Annotated in this window: 18 protein-coding genes; 13 read left to right on the forward strand and 5 right to left on the reverse strand. The window is 65.8% G+C overall.

What is annotated here, in order from left to right:
- Nucleotides 1–22 precede the first annotated feature (22 nt).
- On the reverse strand, nucleotides 23–694 hold the full coding sequence (locus JHC81_RS05535) for a J domain-containing protein (RefSeq protein ID WP_292171759.1): 672 nt from the start codon (nucleotides 692–694) through the stop codon (nucleotides 23–25).
- 45 nt (nucleotides 695–739) lie between these two features.
- Here JHC81_RS05535 and JHC81_RS05540 point away from each other — a divergent pair, with 45 nt between their 5' ends.
- From JHC81_RS05540 to egtB, 8 genes are all read left to right on the forward strand, one after another.
- A complete protein-coding gene (locus JHC81_RS05540) occupies nucleotides 740–1,048 on the forward strand; it encodes a BolA family protein (protein ID WP_292171762.1) in 309 nt (102 codons plus the stop codon).
- 104 nt (nucleotides 1,049–1,152) lie between these two features.
- Nucleotides 1,153–2,970, forward strand: coding sequence for an ATP-binding protein (locus JHC81_RS05545; RefSeq protein WP_292171765.1), 1,818 nt, complete (start codon nucleotides 1,153–1,155; stop codon nucleotides 2,968–2,970).
- 94 nt (nucleotides 2,971–3,064) lie between these two features.
- Nucleotides 3,065–3,535 carry an RcnB family protein gene (locus JHC81_RS05550; protein WP_292171769.1) on the forward strand — a complete coding sequence of 157 codons (471 nt, stop codon included), beginning with the start codon at nucleotides 3,065–3,067 and terminating at the stop codon, nucleotides 3,533–3,535.
- Between the two features lie 87 nt (nucleotides 3,536–3,622).
- On the forward strand, nucleotides 3,623–5,323 hold the full coding sequence (locus tag JHC81_RS05555; protein WP_292171771.1) for a cisplatin damage response ATP-dependent DNA ligase: 1,701 nt from the start codon (nucleotides 3,623–3,625) through the stop codon (nucleotides 5,321–5,323).
- 78 nt (nucleotides 5,324–5,401) lie between these two features.
- Complete coding sequence (locus JHC81_RS05560) at nucleotides 5,402–7,207, forward strand: ATP-binding protein (protein ID WP_292171774.1); 1,806 nt, start codon at nucleotides 5,402–5,404, stop codon at nucleotides 7,205–7,207.
- Between the two features lie 28 nt (nucleotides 7,208–7,235).
- A complete protein-coding gene (locus JHC81_RS05565) occupies nucleotides 7,236–8,222 on the forward strand; it encodes a mechanosensitive ion channel family protein (protein ID WP_292171777.1) in 987 nt (328 codons plus the stop codon).
- A 3-nt stretch (nucleotides 8,223–8,225) separates the two neighbouring features.
- Nucleotides 8,226–9,239 (forward strand): beta-eliminating lyase-related protein, encoded by a 1,014-nt coding sequence (locus JHC81_RS05570; RefSeq protein WP_292171780.1) that lies wholly within the window; start codon nucleotides 8,226–8,228, stop codon nucleotides 9,237–9,239.
- Between the two features lie 108 nt (nucleotides 9,240–9,347).
- The gene (egtB, locus tag JHC81_RS05575) at nucleotides 9,348–11,507 is read left to right on the forward strand and encodes an ergothioneine biosynthesis protein EgtB (protein WP_292171783.1); all 2,160 of its coding nucleotides are present in this window, start codon (nucleotides 9,348–9,350) and stop codon (nucleotides 11,505–11,507) included.
- A 66-nt stretch (nucleotides 11,508–11,573) separates the two neighbouring features.
- Here egtB and JHC81_RS05580 read toward each other — a convergent pair whose 3' ends face one another.
- Nucleotides 11,574–11,798: a general stress protein gene (locus JHC81_RS05580; protein WP_292171786.1), complete on the reverse strand. Its 225-nt coding sequence runs from the start codon at nucleotides 11,796–11,798 to the stop codon at nucleotides 11,574–11,576.
- A 116-nt stretch (nucleotides 11,799–11,914) separates the two neighbouring features.
- Nucleotides 11,915–12,079: a hypothetical protein gene (locus JHC81_RS05585; RefSeq protein ID WP_292171787.1), complete on the reverse strand. Its 165-nt coding sequence runs from the start codon at nucleotides 12,077–12,079 to the stop codon at nucleotides 11,915–11,917.
- A 131-nt stretch (nucleotides 12,080–12,210) separates the two neighbouring features.
- Here JHC81_RS05585 and JHC81_RS05590 point away from each other — a divergent pair, with 131 nt between their 5' ends.
- Complete coding sequence (locus tag JHC81_RS05590) at nucleotides 12,211–12,504, forward strand: hypothetical protein (protein ID WP_292171789.1); 294 nt, start codon at nucleotides 12,211–12,213, stop codon at nucleotides 12,502–12,504.
- A 9-nt stretch (nucleotides 12,505–12,513) separates the two neighbouring features.
- Here the strand turns inward: JHC81_RS05590 and JHC81_RS05595 are convergent, their stop codons facing one another.
- Nucleotides 12,514–13,215 (reverse strand): MBL fold metallo-hydrolase, encoded by a 702-nt coding sequence (locus JHC81_RS05595; RefSeq protein ID WP_292171792.1) that lies wholly within the window; start codon nucleotides 13,213–13,215, stop codon nucleotides 12,514–12,516.
- 186 nt (nucleotides 13,216–13,401) lie between these two features.
- Here JHC81_RS05595 and tig point away from each other — a divergent pair, with 186 nt between their 5' ends.
- The 3 genes from tig to JHC81_RS05610 all read left to right on the forward strand — a co-directional run bounded on the left by tig (nucleotide 13,402) and on the right by JHC81_RS05610 (nucleotide 15,945).
- Entirely contained in the window at nucleotides 13,402–14,745 is a 1,344-nt protein-coding gene (tig, locus tag JHC81_RS05600) for a trigger factor (protein WP_292171795.1), read from the forward strand.
- A 158-nt stretch (nucleotides 14,746–14,903) separates the two neighbouring features.
- A complete protein-coding gene (locus JHC81_RS05605; protein ID WP_292171797.1) occupies nucleotides 14,904–15,545 on the forward strand; it encodes an ATP-dependent Clp protease proteolytic subunit in 642 nt (213 codons plus the stop codon).
- A 79-nt stretch (nucleotides 15,546–15,624) separates the two neighbouring features.
- Nucleotides 15,625–15,945, forward strand: coding sequence for a hypothetical protein (locus JHC81_RS05610; protein ID WP_292171799.1), 321 nt, complete (start codon nucleotides 15,625–15,627; stop codon nucleotides 15,943–15,945).
- On the opposite strand, the gene JHC81_RS05615 is transcribed toward JHC81_RS05610, so the two are convergent.
- Nucleotides 15,942–16,589, reverse strand: coding sequence for an HAD-IB family hydrolase (locus JHC81_RS05615; RefSeq protein WP_292171801.1), 648 nt, complete (start codon nucleotides 16,587–16,589; stop codon nucleotides 15,942–15,944). The genes JHC81_RS05610 and JHC81_RS05615 overlap by 4 nt on opposite strands.
- 189 nt (nucleotides 16,590–16,778) lie before the next feature.
- On the opposite strand from JHC81_RS05615, the gene clpX reads away from it, so the two are divergent.
- Nucleotides 16,779–18,056 carry an ATP-dependent Clp protease ATP-binding subunit ClpX gene (clpX, locus tag JHC81_RS05620; protein ID WP_292171804.1) on the forward strand — a complete coding sequence of 426 codons (1,278 nt, stop codon included), beginning with the start codon at nucleotides 16,779–16,781 and terminating at the stop codon, nucleotides 18,054–18,056.
- Nucleotides 18,057–18,266 lie beyond the last annotated feature (210 nt).

Raw genomic sequence — 18,266 nt, forward strand, 5'->3', positions numbered from 1 at the left:
CTAGGCACGACCCGGCCCAATGCTAGGCCGCCAGCCCGGCCTTCTTCAGCGTCTTGTAGGCCTTGATGACGTTCTGAAGCTTCATCTCGGCACCGCGGTCGCCCTGGTTCAGGTCGGGGTGGAAGCGTTTCAGCAGTTCGTGATAGCGGGCCTTGACCCTGGCCTTGTCGGTGCGGGCGTCCAGATCGAGTGCGGCGAGGGCGGCGCGTTCCAGCTTGCCGAGGCGCAGGGTGTCCTCACCGGCGGGCGAGGCCTGTTCCTGGGTACGGCGGCCGAACAGGCCGAAGCTGTCGCGCCAGTTGCCGGGATCGGCCTTCAGCTTGCCGCGCCGCACGGCATCGGCGGCGGCCTCGCGCGTATTGGCTCCGGCCTTCATCTCCCAGGTCGGGCGACCGCCGGTCATGGCCTCGTTCTCCTTGGCGGCGCGGATTTCGTCCTCGCTCATGCCGGCGTAGAAGTTCCAGCCCTTGTTGTACTCGCCCGCGTGCTTCTGACAGAATTCGTAGAAGTCGTTCAGTCGCTCGCGCGACTTGGGCGCGCGCGCCGTGGCGGCCTGACGGCAGTCGGGCCACTGGCAGGGCTTCTGGCCAGGCTTCAGGTGCAGGACATCGGCCTTGGCCGCCTCCTCTTCGGGGCGGGGCGGCTTGATCCGCATGTCGGTGAAGCGGGGCTTGTATTGAAAGTCGTTCGGCATCGCACGAAGTGTAGGGCCGATTTGGACTTCAACAAGGACAAGACCATGCCGGACGGCCCGATTGCGACGATTATGCGCGAAAAACTGACCGCAGCCCTGTCGCCGAGCCGCCTGGAGCTGGAGGATGACAGCGCGCGCCACGCCGGCCACCATCACGAAGGTGGCATGGACGCCCAGCCGGGCGGGGAGAGCCACTTCAATCTGACGGTCGTGTCGTCTGCCTTCGAAGGCCAGGCGCGGGTGCAGCGTCAGCGGACGATCAATGGCCTGTTGCGCGATGAACTGGCCGGGCCGGTGCATGCCCTGTCGATCAAGGCCCTGACGCCCTGCGAGGATGCTGCGACAACGCGCTAAAGCCCCGCGTTGCCATCTGCCCGCGTCCAGATTACGCCGTTCACCCCGTCTTAGAAGGTTGTTCGTAGCCTGACGGTTGGGGTTGGGTGACTGTGGGACGGGCAATGGTCGAATCGGACGGGATCGGCAAGGCGCTGGCGGGCGAACAGCGCCCGGGCGAAGCCGCACAGGCCCTGCGCGCCATCCTGCAGACCCAGTATTTGCGCTATCTGATCATCGCCAGCTGGGCGGTCGGCCTGTTGCCCGTCGTGGGCGGCGTCAACGCCCTGATTTGGTTCCTGGGAACGGTCGCGGCGGGTGCCTTGCGCGGTCAGGTCGAAAAGGGCGTCAGTTCACGCGTCGGATCCGGGTGGGGCATGGTCTTCCCGCTTGTGGCGACGGCGACGACGGCGGCCTGGGCCGTGGCACCGCTGATGGCCTGGTTCTCGGGCCATCCCTTCGGCCATCCCCTGGCCATGGCGCTTCTGATTTCCGGCTATGTGCTGGTGTTCGCCCAGCTTCGCAGTTCGCCGCGCCAGGCCTTGGTCATCTCGTCGCCCTATGGTGTCGCGGCCCTGATCATCCTCGCCTCGCTGTGGGGGTCATCCTTGTTCTGGGCTTTTCTGGCCGTGGTGCCGTTCACGGCCGCGGGCCTGTTCGTTCTGGTGACCATGACCATGCTGCGCGAGGACCGCATCACGGCCTTCCAGGAGCATCAGGCGCATCTGATCGAGGAGCTGGAGGCCGCGCGGGACAGGGCCAATGCGGCCAGCGACGCCAAGTCCAACTTCCTGGGCGTGATCTCGCACGAGCTGCGGACGCCGATGAACGGCGTGCTGGGCGCGGCCCAGCTGCTGGCCTCGACCCGGCTGGAGACCAGCCAGAGGGAATATCTGTCGATCATCCGAAACTCGGGCGACAACCTGCTAAGCCTGCTGAACGACATTCTGGACATGACCAAGATCGAGGCGGGTCGGATGACCTTCGAGGTCGTGGATGTCCACAGCGACGATATGCACCGCCGGGCCGCCGGTCCGTTCCAGGCCCAGGCCGAGGCCAAGGGTCTCACGTTCGTGTCGCGGTTCGAGGGCGAGGTGCCGGCCATCGTGCGCGGCGACCCGCTGCGGGTCTGCCAGGTCCTGCACAATCTGTTGTCCAATGCCGTCAAGTTCACCGATGCGGGCGAAGTCGTCTTCCTGGCCAAGTGCACGCGGCTGTCGGACGACCGCGTGCGGTTCGACTTCTCCGTGACCGATTCCGGAGCGGGCATTGCGCCGGCCGATCTGGAGCGCCTGTTCCAGCCTTTCACCCAGGTCGATGCGTCGTCGACGCGCCGGTTCGGTGGCACGGGTCTGGGCCTGACCATCGCCAAGCGTATGGCCAACATCATGCACGGCGACATCCATGTGGAATCGACCCTGGGCAAGGGTTCGACCTTCACATTTACCGTCGAGGCCCAGGTGGTCGCCTGGACGACGGAAACGGCGGCGGAGCCGATCCACGCCAATGTCGAGGGCGGCGGTGCCCTGAATGTCCTGATCGTCGAGGATCATCCGGTCAATCGCATGATCCTGGAGGCCTGGATGGGGTCTGCCGGGCATGTGTCATCCACCGCTGAGAACGGTCAGATTGCCGTCGAGGTGGCCGGTCGCGAGCGGTTCGATCTGATCGTCATGGACGTCAACATGCCGGTCATGGACGGTTTGACGGCAACGCGGGCCATACGCGATACGGCCGGTCCCAACGCCGAAACGCCGATCGTGGTGCTGTCAGCCTCGGCGCGGCGCGAGGACCATCAGGCCGGGCTGGATGCGGGCGCAGACGCCTATCTGAACAAGCCCATCGACTTCGCCGCCCTGGCGCGCGTGATGAACCAGGTCGGCGGGGGCAGGGCGAGCGTGCGCCGCCTGGAAGATAGCGGCGAGATCTCGGTCGCCGCATGAACGGGGCCTGAGCCGGGTCGTTCAGGCGGGCCTCAGAGGCGGTGGCGCAAGGTGGGCTCAAGTCGAAATGGTTCGACCGCCTAAGGAGCCCACCATGAACAAGATCCTCACCGCTACGCTGGCTGCCGTGATCGCCGGCTCGACCATGGGCGTCGCCACCGCCGCCGACGCCCAGTCCCGCAACGACCGTCAGGACCGTCGCGAGCAACGCGAAGACCGTCGTGACGACCGCCAGGACCGCCGTGAATTCCGTCAGGACCAACGCCAGGACCGTCAGGAGTTCCGTCAGGACCAGCGCCAGTACGCCCGCTGGCAGCAGGCCCAGCGCCGTTACAATGCGCCCCGCTACGTCGCCCCGCGCGGCTATGCGGCTCGCCAGTGGTCTTATGGCCAGCGGATGCCTTCGTATTACCGCACCAACGCTTATGTGGTGAACGACTACGGCCGCTATGGCCTGCGTCAGCCGCCCCGTGGCTACCACTATGTCCGCAGCGGCAATGACGTCGTTCTGACCGCCGTCGCGACGGGTCTGATCACCGCCGTGATCGCCGGCCTGTTCAACTAAGGCCGACCGCGACCGAGACTGCGCCCCGGAAGGAGACTTCCGGGGCGTTTTCGCGTTTGGTGCTCATCTGCCGCCGAACGGAACCGCATGCGCGCCTTTGCCGAACTTCTGGACCGTCTGTCGCTGACGGCATCGCGCAACGCCAAGCTGGTGCTGGTGCGCGACTATCTGAGGGCGACGCCGGATCCGGATCGGGGCTGGGCATTGGCGGCCCTGACCGGCGATCTGACGTTCGATGCCGCCAAGCCGGCTATGATCCGCAAGGCGACGGAGGCGCGGGTCGATCCGGTGCTGTTCGGCTGGTCCTATGACTATGTCGGCGACCTGGCCGAGACGGTGGCGCTGATCTGGCCGGTCGATCCCGCACACCGGCCCAATCGCGAGCCGGAGCTTTCGGAGGTCGTCGAGGCATTGCGTCAGGCATCACGAACCGAGGTGCGGCCGCTGCTGGAGGGGTGGCTGGATGCGCTGGAGCCCAAGGGGCGCTGGGCGCTGTTGAAACTGATGACCGGCGCGTTGCGGGTCGGGCTGTCGGCCCGGTTGGCCAAGACGGCGGTGGCGATGATGCGACCGACTGAGGTGGATGCGCCGCCTGCTCCTGAGGGCGGGGAGGGCAGCGTGGCGCTGGAGCCGGTGACGGCATCCGACATCGAGGAAATCTGGCACGCGCTCAGCCCGCCCTATGACGATCTATTCGCCTGGCTGGAGGGGCGCAGCGAGCGGCCCAGCGGCGATGCGCCGGGGCGGTTCCGACCGGTCATGCTGTCGGTTGCCATCGACGAGACCGTGGATTTCGAGCGGCTGAACCCCGCCGACTATGTCGCGGAATGGAAATGGGACGGCATCCGCGTGCAGGCGGTGCGCGAGCAGGGCGTGCAGAAGCTGTATTCCCGGACGGGCGACGAGATATCCGCCGCCTTTCCCGATGTGATGGCCGGGCTGTCCTTCGAAGGGGCCATCGACGGGGAGCTGGTGGTCTGGCGAGCCAATCCTGAAGGAGGGGGCCAGGTCGCGGCGTTCGGCGATCTGCAGCAGCGGCTGAACCGCAAGACGGCGGATGCGGCCATGCTGGAAAAGTTCCCGGCCGCCATCGTGGCCTATGACCTGCTGGCCGAAGAGGGGGAGGACGTGCGCGGCCTGACCCTGGCCGAGCGTCGGCCCCGGCTGGAAGCCTTGGTGGCGCGAAACGGGGCGGGGACGCTGCATCTGTCGCCCTTGGTGGAATTCGAAGACTGGGAGGCGCTGGTGCCGTTGCGGCTCGATCCGCCGGTCGGGGCGGCGGCCGAGGGGCTGATGCTCAAACGCAAAGATAGCGTCTATGTCGGCGGAAGACCCAAGGGGCCGTGGTTCAAATGGAAGCGCGATCCGCATGTGATCGACGCAGTGCTGATGTACGCCCAGCGCGGGCACGGCAAACGCTCCAGCTTCTATTCCGATTACACCTTCGGCGTCTGGACAGAGGAGGGGACGCTGACCCCGGTCGGCAAGGCCTATTTCGGCTTCACCGACGAGGAGCTGAAGCAGATCGACAAGTTCGTGCGTGACAACACGGTCGATCGGTTCGGCCCGGTTCGGTCGGTCAAGGCCGAGCCGGATTTCGGCCTGGTACTGGAAATCGCCTTCGAGGGGCTGAACCGGTCGACGCGGCACAAGTCGGGCGTGGCCATGCGGTTTCCGCGCGTCAGCCGCATCCGCTGGGACAAGCCGGCGCGGGAGGCCAATACCCAGGCCGATGTCATGAACCTGCTGGAGTCGCTGGAGCGCAGCGGTGGAAGACTGATCCGGTAACCAACTTGCTTAGTGGGCCTGAAACACGAGGTGGGCTATCGGAAATCAGGATTGGAGCGTTGACTGCAGGTGTTGAGAGTGCCCGATCTGTCCTTTCTGGCCAAACCGCCGCCGCTCCGGCTGGGCGTCGACATGCCGGATCGCTATCGCATCACCCTGGCGACCATGATCACCGAGCCCTGGCTTCTGTTCGGAGCCTGGGCGGCCGGGGGGCTGGTGCTGGCCTTGCTGGGCTTCTGGCAGATTGCGCTTGTGACGAGCGGGATTGGTGCCCTCGCGGACATGGTGATCCAGCGACGACTGCGTCGCCTGTGGCGTGCGGGAGCCGTCGATCCGCGTCGAGGCATTCAGGGCCTGATGCCGATCGTCGCCCTGAGGTTCAGCCTGGGCGTCGCCGGTTCGATCGCAGCCTCGGTCACGGCCCACAGCCCGGCGCTGATGGCTGTCGTCATGATGCTGCAAGCCTGGTCGATCTGTGTGGCCATGGCCCAGTTCAATGCCGTGCCGCGCCTGTACATCACCGCGGTCATGCCGCCGCTGGTCGCGGTAGGCGTGGCGTTCTGGCCCTATGTCCTGACCGCGGCGGGGCCTGCGCTGGTGGGCTCGATGCTGCTGCTGGTCGGAATACTGGTGGTGATCGGGCGACAGGCCGGCGAGGTCTGGAGCGCCTGGAGCGAGTCCTGCGCCGAGAATACCCGGCTGATCGACGAGCTGAGGGCCGCGCGGGTCGCCGCCGACGCGGCGTCGCAGGCCAAGTCGACCTTCCTGGCGACCATGAGCCATGAGGTGCGCACGCCGCTGAACGGCATACTGGGCATGACGCAGCTGATGGCCATGAACCCGCTGGACAAGACGCAGCGCGAGCGGGTCGAGGTGATCCGCCGGTCGGGGGAGACGCTGCTGGGCACGCTGAATGCCGTGCTGGACCTGTCCCGGATCGAGGCCGGACGGCTGGAGCTGACGGACGGCGTCGTCCATCCCGCCCAGATCGCGGCCGACAGCGTCAGCACCTTTGCCGCCTCGGCCGGGTTGAAGGGGCTGTCTCTGACGTCTTCGGCCGGGCCGGAGGTGGCGGGCGGCTTTCGCGGCGACCCGGTCCGGCTGCGTCAGGTCATCGACAATCTGGTGGGCAATGCCATCAAGTTCACGGCGGACGGCAGTGTGCATCTGTCGGTCGCGCTTCAGGACGGCCAACTGGTGTTCGAGGTTCGGGACACCGGACCGGGCATTGCGCCGGAGGATCTGTCGCGAATCTTCAGCCCCTTCGAACAGGCCGACGGCTCGCACCGGCGGGCGCATGAGGGATCAGGTCTGGGTCTGGCCATCTGTCGCCAGCTGGCGGAGCTGATGAAGGGTCGGCTGGAGGCCGAGAGCGTGATGGGGCGGGGCAGCGTCTTCCGACTGACCGTGCCTGCCGAAGCGGCTGAGGCGACCCCGGCTCAGAACGCGCAACCTGTCAACGATGCGCTGGACAGCTTTTCTGTCCTTGTGGCCGAGGACAATGAGACGAACCGGACGGTGATCCGCAGCCTTCTGGAGCATCTGGGGGCTCAGCCGCATCTGGTTGAGAACGGTCGCCAGGCGATCGAGGCGCTGGGCCTGCGCCCGTTCCACCTGATCCTGATGGATGTCCAGATGCCTGTGATGGATGGGCTGGAGGCCACGCGGGCCATCCGCCGGGGCGACGCAGGGTGGGCGGGGGTCGAGGTGCCGATCATCGGCCTGACCGGCAATGCCATGGACCATCAGGTGGCCGAATGTCTGGCGGCAGGCATGACGTCGGTCGTGCCCAAGCCGATCGAACTGCCGGTGCTGGTCGCGGCCATCAATGCGGCGCTGGTCGAGACGGAAAGCGCGCCACGCCGGGCAGGTTCGGGGTTCTAATCCGCGAGACAGGCGTTAAACCCGCCGCATGCTGTCTACATCCCTGACCGAAACCGTGACCCAGGCCGTCGCCGCCGGCGAGAAGGCTGTCGCTGTCGATACCGCCATGATCGCCAAGCTGACTGACATGGCGGGCGACTTTGCGATCAATCTGTCCGTCGCCCTGCTGATTCTGGCCGCGACGGTGGTCGCCGCGAAATGGGCGGCGCGCGCTACGCGGAAGGCCCTGGGGCGTCTGCGAGGGTTCCGGCACGATCCGACGGTGCTAAGCTTTGCCGTGCAGGTGGTGCGGGTCCTGGTCTATGTGATCGGCTTCATCGCCGTGTTGCAGCGGCTGGGGGTGCAGACGACCTCGATCATCGCGGTGCTGGGGGCGGCGTCCCTGGCGGTCGGCCTGGCCCTGCAGGGGACGCTGTCCAATGTGGCGGCGGGGGTGATGCTGCTGGTGCTGAGGCCGTATCGCGTCGGCGATCTGATCGACATCAATGGCAATGTCGGCAAGGTGACGCGGCTGGACCTGTTTTTCACCCAGATGTCGGACGCCAACAACGTCAAGATCGTGGTGCCCAACAGCAAGGTCTTCTCCGACACCATGCTGAACCTGTCGGGCCAGCAGACACGACGGATCGAACTGAAGATCGGTGTCGGCTATGGGGCCAACCTCAGCCACGCGCGTGACGTCCTGACGGCGGCGGCGGCGGCGCATGAACATGTACTGGCCGACCCTGCGCCCTGGGCCGGGGTGACCAATCTGCTGGACAGTTCGGTCGAGGTCAGCCTGCATGCCTGGACCAAGTCGGAGGACTACTGGCAGACCAAGGCCGACGTGTTTCAGGCGGCCAAGGAGGCGCTGGACGCCGCCAGCATCGAAATCCCGTTCCCGCATCAGGTCGCCGTGCCTTACGGCGATGCCGAGGCCGCCATGACCATTCTGGCTGTGCGCGACGCGACGACGGACCGGCCCGACGGCCATGCCAGCCCCGGCGACGCCCATCAGGACAGCGGAGAGGCCTGAGCCATGCGGTACGACTTCGGCTCGGACAATACGGCGGGCATGGCCCCCTCGGCGCTGAAGGCGCTGGCTGAGGGCAATGCGGGCCATGCGAAGGCCTACGGCTCCGACGAGATCACGCAGCGGGCCGCGGATCAGATCCGTCAACGGCTGGATGCGGATGCCGAGGTGAGGTTCGTGTTTTCGGGCACGGCGGCCAATGCCATCGCCCTGTCGATGCTGGCCCAGCCGTACGAGGCCGTGCTGGCGCACCATGCAGCGCATATCTGTACGGACGAGACGGGGGCACCGGGGTTTTTCGGCCATGGCGTGGGCCTGATCGGCCTGCCTGGATTTTCGGGAAAGATCGATCCCGTGGCGGTTCAGGCGGCCTTGGACGAACCGGTCGTCGGCCATCGTCAGCCGGCGGCGGCGCTGAGCGTGACCCAGTGCACGGAATATGGCGCGGTCTATTCCGAGGAGGAACTGCGGCATCTGATCGAGCCGGCGAAGCTGCGTGGGTTCGGGGTGCATATGGACGGGGCGCGGCTGGCCAATGCGGCGGTGGGCGGGTTCGACCTGCCGCAGATCGCGCGTCTCGGTGTCGATATCCTGGTGTTCGGCGGAGCCAAGGCGGGGGCCAACTGCACGGAGGCCATCGTCATGTTCGACAAGTCTCTGGCTCGGAGGATCGACAACCGGCTGAAGCAGGCGGGACAGACGGCGTCCAAGGCGCGGTTTCTGGCGGCACCCTTTCTGGGTCTGCTGGAAAGCGGGGAGTGGGAGACGGGTGCCGCCCATGCCAACCGGATGGCGCAAAGACTGGCCGATGGGATCGAGAGCCGGTCATCCTTCGTGCTGGCCCATCCGGTCGAGGCCAATGCGGTCTTCGTGCGGATGCCGCCCGAAGCGCACGCACAGCTGAATGCGCTGGGCTGGGCCTGCTATATGTTCGACGACGGCTCGGTGCGGTTCGTCTGCTCCTGGGCCAGCGAAGAGGGGGCCGTGGACGAACTGATCGCGGCGATCGCGACGCTGTAATGGGCTTGCCTGCGGCAAAAGGCTGACTATCTCGCAGGAACAAAGGGTGGCCATCCTCGTTCACCGATTGACTGCCGCAACTTTCGGCAGCCCAAGGGGCAAGCGCGTATGACATCAGCGGCCTATGCGACCACGCCGACGTCGGGGTGGGTGGACCGCTACAAGGCGGTACGCGCGGCCATGCCGGCGCTGGCCGAGGGGCTGTCCGCAGAAGATCTGGCGGCCCAGTCCATGCCGGACTGCAGCCCTGGCAAATGGCATCTGGCGCATACCAGCTGGTTCTTCGAGGCGATGCTGCTGAGCCAGGAACCGGGATATGTGCCGGTGGATGCCCGGCTGCAGGCCCTGTTCAACAGCTATTACGAGGCGCTGGGCGAGCGGGTGAACCGTTTCGAACGCGGGCTGATGACCCGGCCGTCGCTGGCTGAGGTGCTGGCCTACCGGGCCGAGATCGACCGGCGGATGATCGACTGGCTGGAACGGACCGAACTGGACGCGAACCAGGTCTATTTGCTGACCCTGGGCTTTCATCATGATCAGCAGCATCAGGAGCTGTTCCTGATGGATATCCTGAACCTGATGTCGCGTTCGCCGCTGGAACCGGCGGCCTATGCCGCGGAGCCGCGCGAGCGGACGCTGGAGGCGGCGCGGGGCGGCACGGTCGCATTCGAGGGTGGGCTTTGCCGGATCGGGCATGATGCCCGGGGTTTTGCCTTCGACAACGAAGGGCCGTCGCACCGACAGTGGCTGGAGCCGTATCGTCTGGCGGCGGATCTGGTGACCAATGGTGACTGGCTGCGGTTCATCGAGGACGGTGGGTATGGCCGGGCCGAGCTGTGGTTGTCCGACGGCTGGGCAGCCGTGAAGGCCGAGGGCTGGGAAGCCCCGCTTTACTGGCACCGCGACGGCGATGGTTGGTCGGTGATGTCCCTGACGGGGCGGGTCGCGGTGGATCCAGAGGCTTCAGTTCGACACATCAGCCTCTATGAGGCCGACGCCTATGCGCGCTGGGCCGGGAAGCGTCTGCCGACCGAGGGTGAATGGGAACACGCCGTGCGCTCGCGGCCCGAGGCCTTTTCGAATGCGTTCGGCGAGGTCTGGCAGTGGACGTCCAGCGCCTATGGACCCTATCCGGGTTTTCAGCCGACCGAAGGCACGGCCTCGGAGTACAATGGCAAGTTCATGGCCAATCAGATGGTGTTGCGGGGCTCAAGCTTTGCGACGCCGTCGGGCCATGATCGGGTCACCTATCGCAACTTCTTCTATCCGCAACAAAGGTGGGCCTTCATGGGACTTCGACTGGCCGAGGACGCGCCCAGACAGGCAGAGGCGAAAACGCGGGACGGAGAGGTGGCCCGGTTCCGGCGCGACCTGATCGCAGGCCTGTCGCAGTCGCCCAAGGTCGCCTCGCCCAAATGGTTCTATGACGCGCGTGGCTCGGACCTGTTCGAGGACATCACCCGCCTGCCGGAATACTATCCGACGCGGCAGGAGGCGGCGCTGTTGCGCACGGTGGCACCGAAATGGGCCAACCTGTTCGGGCCTGATGCGGTTCTGGTCGAGTTCGGCTCGGGGGCCAGCGAGAAGACGCGGATCGTCCTGGACGCCGCTCAGGGACTGGCGGCCTATGTGCCGATCGATATCAGCGCCGATGCGTTGAACGGCGCGGTCGCACGCATCAGCGAGGGCTATCCCGACCTGAAGGTCGTGCCTCTGGTCGGCGACTTCCTGCACATGCCGCCCCTGCCTGAGGGCATCGGGTCGGGTCGACGGATCGGCTTCTTCCCCGGCTCGACGATCGGCAATCTGGAGCGGGACGAGGCGATCGCCTTCCTGAAATCGGCGCGCAGCCTGCTGGGTCCTGACGCGCTGTTCATCCTTGGGGTCGATCTGGTGAAGGCACCGGAGGTTCTGATCGCCGCCTATGACGACGCGGCTGGGGTGACGGCGGCGTTCAACCGCAATCTGCTGGTGCGGGCCAATGCCGAACTCGAAGCCGATTTCGATGTGGACGCCTTCGCACATGAGGCGCGCTGGAATGCGGAGGCGCAGCGGATGGAGATGCATCTGGTCGCCACCCGCGACATGGAGGTGACCATCGGCGGCACGCGCGCGTCCTTCGTCGATGGCGAGACGATCCACACCGAAAGTTCGCGCAAGTTCACCGAGCACACGGTTCGCGAACTGGCCACGGCGGCCGGCTGGAGGGTCACGGCGTTCGAAACCGGCGAAGCGCCGTCGGTGGCCCTGGCCCTGCTGGGCACCTGACGTATGGCATGAAAAAAGGCGGCCCCGGATCGGGTGCCGCCTAATTTCGTGTTGTTCGCGATTCGCCTATTCCGCGGGCGGCGCGTCCTTTGGATTGCGCGTACCGTGAGAGGCTTCGCCGCCCTTGCGACCGGCTTGAGCGGCGAGGCTGCGATCCTGGGAGAAGCTGCGTTTTTCGCTGGGCACGCTGGCACCACCCTTGCGGGCGATCTCGCGCTGACGTTCGGGGTCCATGGAGGCGAAGCCTCGCTTTGAAACCCCGGAGGCTTTTGTCGGCTGGCCTTGAGCCATCGGTTGATCCTTTCGAGAAACGGTAACGGTCGGTGAAAGAACCCTCTGTCCAAGGTCCGGTTCCGGCTGCGACGTCACGGATTTGAGAGGGTTACGGGTCGAAAGGTGCCCGGATGTCAGACGGCGTCGTGAGGCCGCGAGTCGCCTTCGCCCCCGCCGCCGGGTTCCAGCGGCGGAAGCTCGTCGGGGGTGCTGGACGGGTCGATGTCGGGGCTTGGCGTGTCCGGCGGAAGGATGTCGGGTTGGGGCGTTCCGGGCGGTGTGGGTTCGATAAAGGTCATGACGGTCTCCTTGCCGGAGAAGAACGGATCGGGACGGTCGTTGTTCATCCCGATCGACTGCGGAGGGCGGAACTGGCGGGCAGCGGGCGGATTGAACCAGTCCCCATTCCGCCCTGACCGAGGACGATCCCATGACCGACACGACCGCAAACCCCTATGGCACCGACATCGCCGACGACGATCTGGAGACGCCTGCCGCCCGCCTAGACCGTCAGGCCGACGCCTTGCTGCGATCGGGCGAGGACAAGACGTTCGGCTCGCCCCAGCCGTTGCGCCGCGCGGTGCGCGAGGATGCCCAGGCGGCCGCAGACTGGAGTCGCACGCGTGTCGTTCGTGTCCGTAGTGCCATCGAGGACGAGCCGGTGAAGTCCAGCGTCATTGCGCTGGGCGTCGGCGTGATCATTGGCCTGCTGCTGTCGCGTTAGACGACGCCGTCAGGACGGGCCGGATGCAGGGCGTGCGATCGGCGCGCGCTGCATCGCGGCGTCTGATACAAACGGATTGGTTCGGCGTTCGGCCCCGAAGGTCGAGGCCGGGCCGTGTCCCGGGACGAACTGCACGTCGTCGCCCAATGGCCAAAGCTTGGTGACGATGGACTGCAGCAGGGCGTTCGGATCGCTGCGTGGAAAATCGGTCCGCCCGACTGATCCGGCGAACAGTACATCGCCGACCTGGGCGAAACGTGCGCCCCGGTTGAAGAAGATCACATGGCCAGGCGTGTGGCCGGGGCAGTGGCGGACCTCCCACGTTGTTTCGCCCAGCGTCACCGTGTCGCCCTCGCCCAGCCAGCGGGTCGGGGTGAAGCTGCGAGCCTCCGGCAGGCCGTAAGCCTGACCCTGGGCCGGGATGCCGTCAATCCAGAACTGGTCCTCGGGATGCGGGCCGATGATGTCGACACCGGCCTTCTCCTGCATCTCGGCGGCTCCGCCGGCGTGGTCCAGGTGGCCGTGGGTGATCCAGATCTGATCCAGTATCAGGCCACGCCGCGCGATCTCGGCAATGATCGCGTCAACCGACCCACCGGGGTCGATCACGGCGGCCTTGTTCGTGGCCGTGCACCAGACGGTGGTGCAGTTCTGCTGCAGCGGCGTCACGGGCGTCACGAACACGCCGATGGGGGCAGGGGGCTGGGTCATGCTCCGGAGATAGCGGTGCTTGATGATGGTGGCCAGTCCGGAGCGCTCGCGCGTTGACCTTTGGGCCGGGCATCGACATAAGGGCGGGCTTCGAGGTGCCGCTCTGCAAGGGGCGGCCCTTATTGCTTTATCCCCATCGCGCGCGCCGCCACCGTGGTGCCGCCACAGAGCGTCAGAAGTCCGACCATGCAAGTCGTCGAAAAGTCCAATGAAGGCCTGAGCCGCGTCATCGCGGTGACCGTTCCCGCCGCCGAGCTGAACAGCAAGCTGGATGCCAAGCTGAAGGAAGTCGCGCCGCAGATGAAGCTGAAGGGCTTTCGTCCCGGCAAGGTGCCGGTCGCGCACGTCAAGAAGACCTTTGGCCGCGACTTCATGGGCGAGATCATCAACGACACCCTGAACCAGACCAGCCAGCAGGCCCTGGACGACGCCAAGCTGCGTCCCGCCGCCCCGGCCGAGATGAAGCTGATCTCGGACATGGACAAGGTCGTCGCCGGTCAGGAGGACCTGTCCTACGAGATGGCGCTGGAAGTCATGCCCGACTTCACGCCGGTCGATCCCAAGACCCTGAAGCTGAACCGCCCGACCTATGAGGCGACCGACGCCGATCTGGATGAGGCGCTGACCGAACTGGCCGGCCAGGCCAAGTCGTATGAGGACAAGAAGGGCAAGGCCGTGAAGGCCGCCGAGGGCGACGAGGTCACCATCGACTTCCTGGGCAAGCTGGACGGCGAACCTTTCGAGGGCGGTGCGGCCGAGGACACCCAGCTGGTAATCGGGTCCAACCGCTTCATCCCCGGCTTCGAAGAGCAGCTGAAGGGTGCCAAGGTCGGCGAGGAGAAGGTCCTGAACGTGACCTTCCCCGAGGACTATCAGGCCAAGCACCTGGCCGGTAAGGCCGTGACCTTCGACGTCAAGGTCAAGGCCATCAAGGCCGAGGCCCCCGCCGTGGTCGATGAGGACTTCGCCAAGCGCATCGGCATCGAATCGCTGGACAAGCTGAAGGAGCTGCTGAAGACCAATCTGGACCAGCAGTATGTCGGAGCCGCCCGCTTCAAGCTGAAGCGCGCCCTGCTGGACGAGCTGGACAAGGCCCACAGCTTCCCGCTGCCGCCCAAGATGGTCGAGGCCGAGTTCGAGGGTATCTGGCAACAGGTGCAGGCCGACAAGGAAGCCGGTCGCCTGCCCGAGGAGGACGCCAAGAAGTCCGAGAAGAAGCTGAAGGAAGAGTACCAGAAGATCGCCGAGCGCCGCGTGCGCCTGGGTCTGGTGCTGGCCGAGATCGGCCGCGCCAACAACGTCCAGGTCACCGACCAGGAGCTGAACAACGCCATCATGAACGAGGCCCGCAACTATCCGGGTCAGGAGCGTCAGGTGCTGGACTTCTATCGCCAGAATCCCAACGCCGCCGCCCAGATGCGCGCTCCCATCTATGAGGAGAAGGTCTGCGACCTGATCTTCGACCAGGCCGAGGTGACCGATACGCCGATCACCAAGGAAGAACTGCTGAAGGAAGACGACGACATCTGATCGTCGTCGCGCCTGTGACTGCATGATCCCCGCTCCGGTCGCCGGAGCGGGGATTTGCTTTTCCGGGGTGACTTGCATCAGGCGGTGAGCGACGCGATATCCTGATCCAGAGGGACGCCGACGGCGAGTCGGCTCCGTATCCATCCAGAAAGCCCGAAATGCGCGATCCGATCGAAGTGATGAACATGAACCTGGTCCCCATGGTGGTGGAGCAGTCCAGCCGGGGGGAACGGTCCTTCGACATCTTCTCGCGCCTGCTGCGCGAGCGGATCATCTTCCTGACGGGGCCGTTCGAGGACACGATGGCGTCGCTGATCTGCGCCCAGCTGCTGTTCCTGGAATCGGAGAACCCGAAGAAGGAAATCAGCATGTATATCAACAGCCCCGGCGGACAGGTGTCCTCGGCGCTCGCGATCTACGACACCATGCAATACATCAAGAGCCCGGTCTCGACCGTGGTCATGGGCATGGCGGCGTCCGCTGGCTCGCTGATCCTGACGGCCGGCGCCGCCGGTCAGCGGGTGGCCCTTCCGAACGCGCGGATCATGGTGCACCAGCCGTCGGGCGGTTTCCGGGGCCAGGCCTCGGACATCGAACTGCACGCCGCCGACATCCGCTACACCAAGCGCCGCCTGAACGAGATATATGTCCACCACACGGGCCGGACCTATGAAGAGGTCGAAAAGACCCTGGACCGCGACCACTTCATGAGCGCCGAGGAAGCCAAGGCCTGGGGCATCGTCGACCACGTCTACGACCGCCGCGAACAGGCCGACAGCGACGGTGTGAAGACGGTCTGACGACCATTCGACACCGATAGGGGTCAGGGAGGCGCGCCACGATCGGTGCGCCTCTTTTCTTTTGTGCTATCAGGCCGTCATGCAGCACACACGCGACACCCACGGCACGGTCGAGGTCGACGGCGAAACCTATGACTGGGAGGTCCGGCGTCAGCCGCAGCCCACGGCGGTGGGGGGCTGGGACGGGATCGCCCTGTCGCTGCGTCTACAAGGCTTCAAGCGCGAGGCGGTGGTGCAGTTTCCGATGCCGCTGCGCCCCAACGGCCGGCCGATCTTCGAGAGCCAGCGGATCAACGTCGAAAGCGTCCGCAACGCCGTGAAGTCAGCCATGGCCGCGGGCTGGGATCCCACCTCGCGCGGCAAGGCCGTGGTGTTCGACGTGGATGCGGACGGGAACTAGGGCCGCTCCGTGAACACCCGGAACCCGGGTTGGTCTGCCATAGCCAGCATTTCGGTGTCGCCCGAGGTGTCGCCATAGGCGGCGGTAAGGGTCATGGCGTGGCCATAGGCGGTGCGCAGGCGCAGCACCTTCTCCTCGCCCCGACAGTTGGGGCTGGTGAATCGCCCGGTCAGGCGGTCCTGGGCGTCGAAGTCCAGATGGGTGCCCAGAAGTCCTTCCGCCCCGAGGCGACGCGCGAACGGGGCGACGGTCAGGCCGGGGGAGGCGGTCACGATTACGCGATGAGCACCACGTGCGCCCCAGTCGTTCCAGCAGGCCAGGGCGTCCGGACGCATGAATTTGGCCCAGACATCAGCGGCGAATTCCTCCGCATCCGCCTCCAGTTCGGCGCGGGACACGCCCTTCAGAAACTGTTTCACCGAGGCGGCCTTGATCCGTCCCCGGTCGCGGTCCTTGGCATAGACCGCGACTGCCGGAGCCAGCTTCACCAGGCCCAGGGCCCAGCCGCGACGGCCCGCCCGCCAGCGCAGGAAGGCGGTGAAGCTGTCGCGCACGGTCAGGGTGCCGTCGAAGTCGAAGGCGACGATGGCCTGGTCCTTGCGGGGCTGCTGGCGAAACCCGTCCGCTATCCCCATGTCAGACATTCGCCGCGATCCTCATGAACAGTGTTCCGCTCGCTATCCGCATCTGTCCCGCTTGGGCGGGCTTGTGGCGAGCGTCCGTATGAGTGATTGTCATTTTTTGAAGACCTTCGCGCCCATTGTCGGGGAATCAACGCGAGGTAAGCGCGTTTCGCCTCATATCGGGGTGAACCGCGGGAGTGAGAAGGCCCGATGACCAAAGCCGCCGGCACAGATGCCAAAAGCACCCTCTACTGCTCCTTCTGCGGGAAGAGCCAGCACGAGGTGCGCAAGCTCATCGCCGGGCCGACCGTGTTCATCTGTGATGAATGCGTCGAACTGTGCATGGATATCATCCGCGAAGAGCACAAGATTTCCTTCTCCAAGACCAAGGACGGCGTGCCCACGCCCAAGGAAATTCGCGACGTCCTGGACGACTATGTGATCGGTCAGACCCACGCCAAGAAGGTGCTGAGCGTCGCGGTCCACAACCACTACAAACGCCTGAACCACGCGACGAAGAACAACGACGTGGAACTGGCCAAGTCCAACATCATGCTGATCGGGCCGACGGGCTCGGGCAAGACGCTGCTGGCCCAGACCTTGGCGCGCATCATCGACGTGCCCTTCACCATGGCCGACGCCACGACCCTGACCGAAGCCGGTTATGTGGGCGAGGACGTCGAGAACATCATCCTGAAGCTGCTGCAGGCGTCCGACTATAACGTCGAGCGGGCCCAGCGCGGCATCGTCTACATCGACGAAATCGACAAGATTTCGCGCAAGTCGGACAATCCCTCGATCACCCGCGACGTCTCGGGCGAGGGCGTGCAGCAGGCCCTGCTGAAGATCATGGAAGGCACCGTCGCGTCGGTGCCGCCGCAGGGTGGCCGCAAGCATCCGCAGCAGGAGTTCCTGCAAGTGGATACGGCCAACATCCTGTTCATCGTCGGCGGTGCGTTCGCGGGCCTGGAGAAGGTCATCTCCGCGCGCGGTGAGGGGGCCTCGATCGGCTTCGGCGCCAAGGTCAAGGAAGTCGACGAGCGCCGCATGGGCGATGTGCTGAAACAGGTCGAGCCTGACGACCTGATGCGGTTCGGCCTGATCCCGGAGTTCATCGGCCGTCTGCCTGTCCTGGCGACGCTGGAAGACCTGGACGAGGCGGCGCTGGTCACCATCCTGACCGAGCCGAAGAACGCCCTGGTGAAACAGTACAAGCGTCTGTTCGAGATGGAGAATGTCGATCTGACCTTCACCGACGACGCCCTGATTGCCGTGGCCAAGAAGGCGATCACCCGCAAGACCGGCGCGCGCGGCCTGCGTTCGATCCTGGAAGGCATCCTGCTGGAGACCATGTTCGAACTGCCGACCTTCGAGGGCGTCGAAGAGGTCGTGGTCAATGCCGAGGTGATCGAGGGCAAGGCCCAGCCTCTGCTGATCTATGCCGAGACCAAGTCCAAGAAGTCGGCGACGCCGGACAGCGCCGCCTGATCTTTAGGGTCGAATGAGACGATAAGGGGCGGGTCCGGGTGACGGGCCCGCCCTTTTCAGTTCTGGATCAGTTGGGCCGCAGGTTGGTCGCCTCGGCTTTCTCCTTGGCCATGTCGCGGACCTCGGGGCTGGGCCCGTCCATCATGCCTGTCGAGGGCGCTTCAGCCGAGGCTGCCGCAGCGGCTGCGGCCTCCTCGGCGTCCGTCGACG

Source organism: Brevundimonas sp., assembly GCF_016463295.1.
Lineage (GTDB): Bacteria > Pseudomonadota > Alphaproteobacteria > Caulobacterales > Caulobacteraceae > Brevundimonas.

Coding starts and splice junctions, on each gene's coding strand:
- JHC81_RS05570 (WP_292171780.1), top strand. CDS start 8,226: ATGCGGTACGACTTCGGCTCGGACAATACGGCGGGCATGGCCCCCTCG.
- JHC81_RS05590 (WP_292171789.1), top strand. CDS start 12,211: ATGACCGACACGACCGCAAACCCCTATGGCACCGACATCGCCGACGAC.
- JHC81_RS05615 (WP_292171801.1), bottom strand. CDS start 16,589: ATGTCTGACATGGGGATAGCGGACGGGTTTCGCCAGCAGCCCCGCAAG.
- JHC81_RS05540 (WP_292171762.1), top strand. CDS start 740: ATGCCGGACGGCCCGATTGCGACGATTATGCGCGAAAAACTGACCGCA.
- JHC81_RS05545 (WP_292171765.1), top strand. CDS start 1,153: ATGGTCGAATCGGACGGGATCGGCAAGGCGCTGGCGGGCGAACAGCGC.
- JHC81_RS05610 (WP_292171799.1), top strand. CDS start 15,625: ATGCAGCACACACGCGACACCCACGGCACGGTCGAGGTCGACGGCGAA.
- JHC81_RS05550 (WP_292171769.1), top strand. CDS start 3,065: ATGAACAAGATCCTCACCGCTACGCTGGCTGCCGTGATCGCCGGCTCG.
- tig (WP_292171795.1), top strand. CDS start 13,402: ATGCAAGTCGTCGAAAAGTCCAATGAAGGCCTGAGCCGCGTCATCGCG.
- JHC81_RS05580 (WP_292171786.1), bottom strand. CDS start 11,798: ATGGCTCAAGGCCAGCCGACAAAAGCCTCCGGGGTTTCAAAGCGAGGC.
- egtB (WP_292171783.1), top strand. CDS start 9,348: ATGACATCAGCGGCCTATGCGACCACGCCGACGTCGGGGTGGGTGGAC.
- JHC81_RS05565 (WP_292171777.1), top strand. CDS start 7,236: ATGCTGTCTACATCCCTGACCGAAACCGTGACCCAGGCCGTCGCCGCC.
- JHC81_RS05535 (WP_292171759.1), bottom strand. CDS start 694: ATGCCGAACGACTTTCAATACAAGCCCCGCTTCACCGACATGCGGATC.
- JHC81_RS05585 (WP_292171787.1), bottom strand. CDS start 12,079: ATGACCTTTATCGAACCCACACCGCCCGGAACGCCCCAACCCGACATC.
- clpX (WP_292171804.1), top strand. CDS start 16,779: ATGACCAAAGCCGCCGGCACAGATGCCAAAAGCACCCTCTACTGCTCC.
- JHC81_RS05605 (WP_292171797.1), top strand. CDS start 14,904: ATGCGCGATCCGATCGAAGTGATGAACATGAACCTGGTCCCCATGGTG.
- JHC81_RS05595 (WP_292171792.1), bottom strand. CDS start 13,215: ATGACCCAGCCCCCTGCCCCCATCGGCGTGTTCGTGACGCCCGTGACG.
- JHC81_RS05555 (WP_292171771.1), top strand. CDS start 3,623: ATGCGCGCCTTTGCCGAACTTCTGGACCGTCTGTCGCTGACGGCATCG.